This window comes from Prosthecobacter sp. (assembly GCF_044232965.1).
Lineage (GTDB): Bacteria > Verrucomicrobiota > Verrucomicrobiia > Verrucomicrobiales > Verrucomicrobiaceae > Prosthecobacter.
Window position 1 is genome coordinate 1 of sequence record NZ_JBIIKX010000138.1, and the last position, 5753, is coordinate 5753.

The 5753-nt window shown below is 60.1% G+C and carries 4 protein-coding genes; 2 read left to right on the plus strand and 2 right to left on the minus strand.

The window, feature by feature from the left end; all coding sequences use genetic code 11:
* Both ACILSI_RS26545 and ACILSI_RS26550 read right to left on the minus strand, forming a co-directional pair.
* Positions 1-2819, minus strand: a 2819-nt coding sequence (locus ACILSI_RS26545) for a ribonucleoside-diphosphate reductase subunit alpha (RefSeq protein WP_395724950.1), incomplete at its 3' end; no start/stop codon positions are given.
* 197 nt (positions 2820-3016) lie between these two features.
* A complete protein-coding gene (locus ACILSI_RS26550) occupies positions 3017-4099 on the minus strand; it encodes a ribonucleotide-diphosphate reductase subunit beta (protein WP_395724951.1) in 1083 nt (360 codons plus the stop codon).
* Between the two features lie 371 nt (positions 4100-4470).
* Between ACILSI_RS26550 and ACILSI_RS26555 the strand changes: the two genes are divergently transcribed.
* Complete coding sequence (locus ACILSI_RS26555) at positions 4471-5109, plus strand: N-acetylmuramoyl-L-alanine amidase family protein (RefSeq protein ID WP_395724952.1); 639 nt, start codon at positions 4471-4473, stop codon at positions 5107-5109.
* Positions 5110-5154: 45 nt separating this feature from the next.
* Positions 5155-5753: tetratricopeptide repeat protein (locus ACILSI_RS26560; RefSeq protein ID WP_395724953.1), on the plus strand; the 599-nt coding region annotated here is incomplete at its 3' end.

Below are 5753 nucleotides of genomic sequence, written 5' to 3' on the forward strand. Positions count from 1 at the left end.
ATCTCGCCGTCCATGTACTTGAGCTTGTTCTGGATGTCGGCGGTCCACAGGCCGCGCTTTTTGAGGTCGCGGATGAGGTAGGGATTGAGGAGCATGAAGTCACCGGAGAGATTGGCCTTCACGAGCATGTTGCTGAGCAGGGGCTCGATGCAGGGGCTGGAGCCCATGATGTTGGAGATGGTGGCGGTCGGCGCGATGGCGATGACGTTGCTGTTCCGCATGCCCTGCTTGGCGATCTTGGCGCGGAGGGCGCTCCAGTCCATCTTGCCGCCGCGTGGCACCTCGACGGGGACGCCGCGCTCGTTTTCGAGGAGATCGACGGTGTCCTGCGGGAGGAGGCCGCGGTCCCACTTGCTGCCTTTGTAGCTGGAATACTGCCCACGCTCGGCGGCGAGGTCGCTGGAGGCCTCGTAGGCGTAGTAGGCGACGGCTTCCATGAACTCGTCGTTGAACTCGACGGCTTCCTTCGAGGCGAAGGGGATGCCTTTGCGGTAGAGGGCGTATTGCAGGCCCATGACGCCGAGGCCGATGGGGCGGTGGCGGGTGTTCGAGGTCTTGGCGGCCTCGGTGGGGTAGAAGTTGATGTCGATGACGTTGTCGAGCGCACGCACGGCGACGCGGATGGTCTCGCGCAGCTTGCTGTGATCAATGCCGCCGGAGTCGTCGAGGTGGTTGTCGATGAGGACGGAGCCGAGGTTGCAGACAGCGGTCTCGTCAGCGGAAGTGTTGAGCGTGATCTCGGTGCAGAGATTGGAGCTGTGGATGACGCCGACGTGGTCCTGCGGGCTGCGGACGTTGCAGGGGTCTTTGAAGGTGATCCAGGGATGGCCGGTCTCGAAGATGGACTTGAGCATCTTTTTCCAGAGATCGACGGCCTCGATTTCCTTGCCGAAGATCTTGCCGGTCTTGGCGAGGGCCTCGTACTCGACGTAGCGTTTTTCAAAGGCGCTGCCGTAGAGGTTGTGAAGGTCGGGGACTTCGTTGGCGCGGAAGAGGGTCCAGGTGCCACGGGCCTCCATGCGCTTCATGAAGAGATCGGGAATCCAGTTGGCGGTGTTGAGGTCGTGGGTGCGGCGGCGCTCGTCGCCGGTGTTCACACGGAGCTGGAGGAAGTCCTCGATGTCGTTGTGCCAGACCTCAAGGTAGGCGCAGCCGGAGCCACGGCGCTTGCCGCCTTGATTTACAGCGATGAGCTGGTCGTTGTGCAGCTTGAGGAAGGGAATGACGCCCTGGGACTCGCCGTTGGTGCCTTTGATGTAGCCGCCGGTGCCGCGCACGCTGGTCCAGGAGCCGCCGAGGCCGCCGGCCCACTTGGAGAGGAAGGCATTCTCCGCGATGCCACGGATCATGATGGACTCGATGCTGTCGTCCACTTTGTACAAGTAGCAGGAGCTGAGCTGGGAATGCAGCGTGCCGCTGTTGAAGAGCGTGGGGGTGCTGGAGCAGAAGCGGCGGCCTTTGTAGAGCTTGTAGATGGCGATGATCTTGTCCTCGGGATTGCCGTCGCGCTCGCCGACGTTGAGGCCCATGGCGACGCGCATCCAGAAGAGCTGCGGCGTTTCGAGGCGCTTGGAGGGCTTGATCTTTTTATCGACGATCAAGTAGCGGTCATAGAGGGTCTGGATGCCGAGGAAGTCGAAGTCCATGTCGGCGGCGGGGTCGAGCGCGTCGGCGAGCTTGTCGAGATCGAACTGAAGCAGGCGCGGGTTGTAGCGGTCGATCTCGACGCCACGGGCGAGATTGCGGCGGAAGGCGCGGCGATGGAAGTCGCGCAGGGCCTCGATGCCATCACGCACGATGTCCCAGCCGAGGACTTCCTCATAGATGTAGCTGAGCAGGATGCGGGCGGCGAACTTGGCGAAGTCGGCGTCCTTCTGCATCATCGTTTTCGCATTGAGCGTGATGGTCTGCTTCAGATGCTCCAGTGTGATGTCGGAATTGAGCGAGCGGCGCAGCTCCATCTCGATCTCGGCGCGGGTGAGGCACAAATCGAGGCCGAGCATGGCGAAGTCGATGCGCTTCTTCAGATCCGCGCCGTCCCAGAGGAAGGAATTGCCGTCGGCGGTCTTGACGACGATGAGCGCCTGCTGCTCCTGGCTCTCGATGTCATTGGCGATGGCGGCCTCCTGCTCGTCGGTGTCGCGCATGTTCGTGCGCAAGGCACGGTACTGGATGTAACCACGGGCGACCTTGAAGAAGCCCTGCTTCATCAATTCTTCCTCGACGAGGTTTTGCACGTCCTCGATGTGGATGAACTGCTTGTTTTCGTCGGCGATGTAGCGGCTGACGGTCTCGGCGATCTGGACGGCAGGCGAGGAGTCGAGTTCGAGGGAGAGGAAGGCCTTGCGGACGGCGATCTCGATCTTGTTGTGGTTCCAGGGGACGAGCTGGCCGCTGCGGCGGATGACTTTGGTGTTCACGATGAGGGGCTGCGGGATGGCATCGGCGAAGGGATCATGCGGCTCGGTGCGCTTGCGACGTTCGGCCAGGGTACGGGCCACGTCATGCGCGTTGTGCTTGATCAGGGCACGCTCGATGCAGTGGTAAATGTCCTTCGCGTTCAGCGTGGCCGCCCTGCCGTTCCCTTCGGCAAGCTGGGCCGTGCGCTGATGAATCTCCTCGGTGACCGCCTTGGAGATGTTCTGCACGAACTGGCGGTTCGTCTCATTGTAGATGTCCCCTTCCTTCTGACGGGCCAGGAACAGGTCGGTCAGGGCGCTTCCCACGGTGTCGGCGATCTCGGCAGAATCAAAGTCACGCTCCTTGCCGCCGATGCTCACCTTGATGGAGGCGGGCACGGTTTCACCGATGGCAGACACGGCCAGAGCGCTCCATTCAAAGTGGGGCTTCTGGTTTTTGGGGGTTTGGGTGACCCTTTTCAGGACTTTGTCTTCTTGGAGCAGGTTGGCGATCATGGCGGGAGGAGCGTTGAGTTTGATTAAGGAGCACGAGGGATTTTAGAGGATAAAAAATCTTCGCCGGATCACTCCAGCGAACATGTTCGATCCCGGAAACTTTACAGGTCGTCGTCGGAGCTGTGGACGAGGGCGGACGCCTTTTGGTAGTCCGTGACCTTGCCCTCAAAGAAGTTCTGCTCCTTGCGCACGTCCATCATCTCCGCCAGCCAGGGCAGCGGATTGGTGACACCGGGGCTCAGGGCGGGCAGACCGCAGCCGGCAAGGCGGCGGTCGGCGATGAAGTCGATGTACTGCTCAAACTCGTCGGCGCTGAGGCCCACGGCGTTCACGGGCAGGCAGTCGCGGATGAATTCCTTCTCCAGCCGGATGGCCTCGCGCATGATGCTGACGAGTTCCTCGCGGAATTCGGCGGTCCAGAGGTCCGGGTTTTCTTCCACGAGATCCATGAAGAGGTTGCGGAAGACCTCGATGTGGTTCGACTCATCCCGCAGCGTGTAGCGGAACATCTGGCCGATGCCGGGGAACTTGTTCTGGCGGTAGAGGCTCAGGATCATGCCGAAGAGGCCGTAGAACTGCGTCCCTTCCATGCACTGGCCGAACATGAAGATGTTCTTGGCCAGGAGCTGCTTGTTTTCGAGCTTCGTGAGGTCCAGATCACGGCGCATGTTGTTGGAGATGCGGGTGACGAACTCGTTTTTCTTCACGATCGTCGGGATCTGCTCAAACATCGCCTCGCACTCATGCGGATTGATGCCGAGGGAGGAAATCATGTACAGCAGCGAGTCGGCGTGGATGTTCTCCTCATGCGCATGGCGGCCGAGCACCAGCTTCAATTCGGGAGCGGTCACCAGCTCGCGCACGACGTGCTGGATGTTGTCCCCCACGATGCCCTCGGCGGCGGAAAAGTAGCCGATGCCCATCATGATGATCCAGCGCTCGTTCTGCGTGATCTCGTTGGAGCGCCATTGTTCCACATCCTTCTGCATCTGGATGTCCTCCGGCTCCCAGTGGTTGGCCTTCATCGTGCGATAGAGGTCATAGGCCCACTGGTACTTCAGCGGCAAGAGGTTAAAGGTCATGCTCTTGCGGCCATTGATGACCATCTTGTCCGCGAAGGCGGCTTCAGCCTTGTCTTGATCGAGAACAAACTCGCGGTTGCCAATTTTGAATGTCTTGTCCATGACGATTTCGTTGCAGAATGAGGAGTGATTGAGTCAATTACCGGGAAAACAGGAGAGCAACCAAAGCGCACTATAAATACTATATATTGCGGGTGCCGATGCGGATCATGCACAAGATATTGTGCCCTGGCGAGATTTTTTTCCCAGCCATTGTGCTGAAAAACGTTTCTCATCGCAAACTCAAGGGTTCCACGCTGAAAAAAAAGTTCAGGCGTCAAAATGCCGCCCATGAGGGCCGAATTTGAGAATTTTTTCAGTTCCAGCGCACCCCATTGAAAACCAATGAGGAACCGAAAAAAGACCAAAATCCCACCTGCTCTTTCGGCCTCCGGCCCGATCTTGTCATGCAATCTGCTTCCCTCTTTTAAACCATGAATATTCAGAAAATCGTCGGCTGTGGGCTGCTGGTCTGCCTTTTGGGCTCCTGTTCGGTCATTGTTCCACAGCGGACCCCTCCCGGCGTCACCGTCGATCTGGTACCCAAGGGCCGCTACTCGCGCATCAAGCACCGGTCGATGACGCCGCGCTATATCACCATCCACGCCACAGAAAACCGCTCGCGCGGCGGGAATGCCTACGCGCATGCCCAGATGCTCAAGCGCGGCTCCATCAAAGGCCGGCACAACGCCATCGGTTACATCGGCTGGCATTTCACCGTGGATGACCACTCCATTTATCAAAGCCTGCCCACCAACGAGCGCGGCGAGCACGCCGATTACGACGGCCCCGGCAACCGCAGTTCCATCGGCATCGAAATGTGCGAAAATCGCGGCAACGACCGCGCCCGTACCCTCGACAAGACCGCCCGCCTCACCGCCTGGCTGCTCAACGAGCATGGCATTCCCACCTCCCATGTCGTCCCGCACATGCACTGGCGCATGATCCGCCACGACGACGGACGTGACCTCGGGCACAAGCTCTGCCCGCATTTCCTTCTCGATCGCGGCCGTCTCGGCCCAAAATGGCAGGCGTTCATCGCCAAAGTGGAGTCCTATCGCCGGGCGCTGTGAAATTTCCTTGCCACCTCCACCTGCGCACGCTGGAGTCGCTCTCCCATGGCTCAAAATCTCGACGCGCTCCGCCTCGCCCTGCAACATTCGCCCGACAACGCCCCGCTGCTCATGCTCTTTGCGGAAGGCTGTCTTGAGGAAGGGTTCGTTGAAGACGCGGAGCAGAGCTTCCAAAACGTGCTGAAAAACGATCCTGCGCATGCCGAGGCGCGGCTGGGTCTCGCCAGAGTCGCTTTGCTGCAAGGCAAGACCTCCCAAGCCGCCGTGAGGGCCGAGCAAATCCTCTCCGACACGCCCTCCTGCGCCGCCGCCTTCCTGCTGCTCGCCCGCATTCACATCACCGAGGGGGATCTGCCCAAGGCGAAGGCGATGTATGATCAAGGCATCGCGCTGAATCGTGCTTTGGCCGATCCAGGCATCGAAAAAGACCTCCACGGCGTCAAACCGGCCTCCGATGACGATGCAGGCCGCAAACGCGCCGCGATCACCTCCAGCGGCAGTTACATCGAGTCCGCGAACGAAACCAAAGACGATGACGACGGTCATCCGCGTGGCGGGGCGGCCTTCGACCTCGGTCTGGCCGATTTCGAGAAGCCGAAGCTCAATTTCTCCGGCGTCGGCGGCATGGAGGCTCTCAAAGAGGA

Bases quoted from the DNA above. Each gene is read 5' to 3' on its own strand.
- ACILSI_RS26550 (WP_395724951.1), bottom strand. From the start codon at position 4,099: ATGGACAAGACATTCAAAATTGGCAACCGCGAGTTTGTTCTCGATCAA.
- ACILSI_RS26555 (WP_395724952.1), top strand. From the start codon at position 4,471: ATGAATATTCAGAAAATCGTCGGCTGTGGGCTGCTGGTCTGCCTTTTG.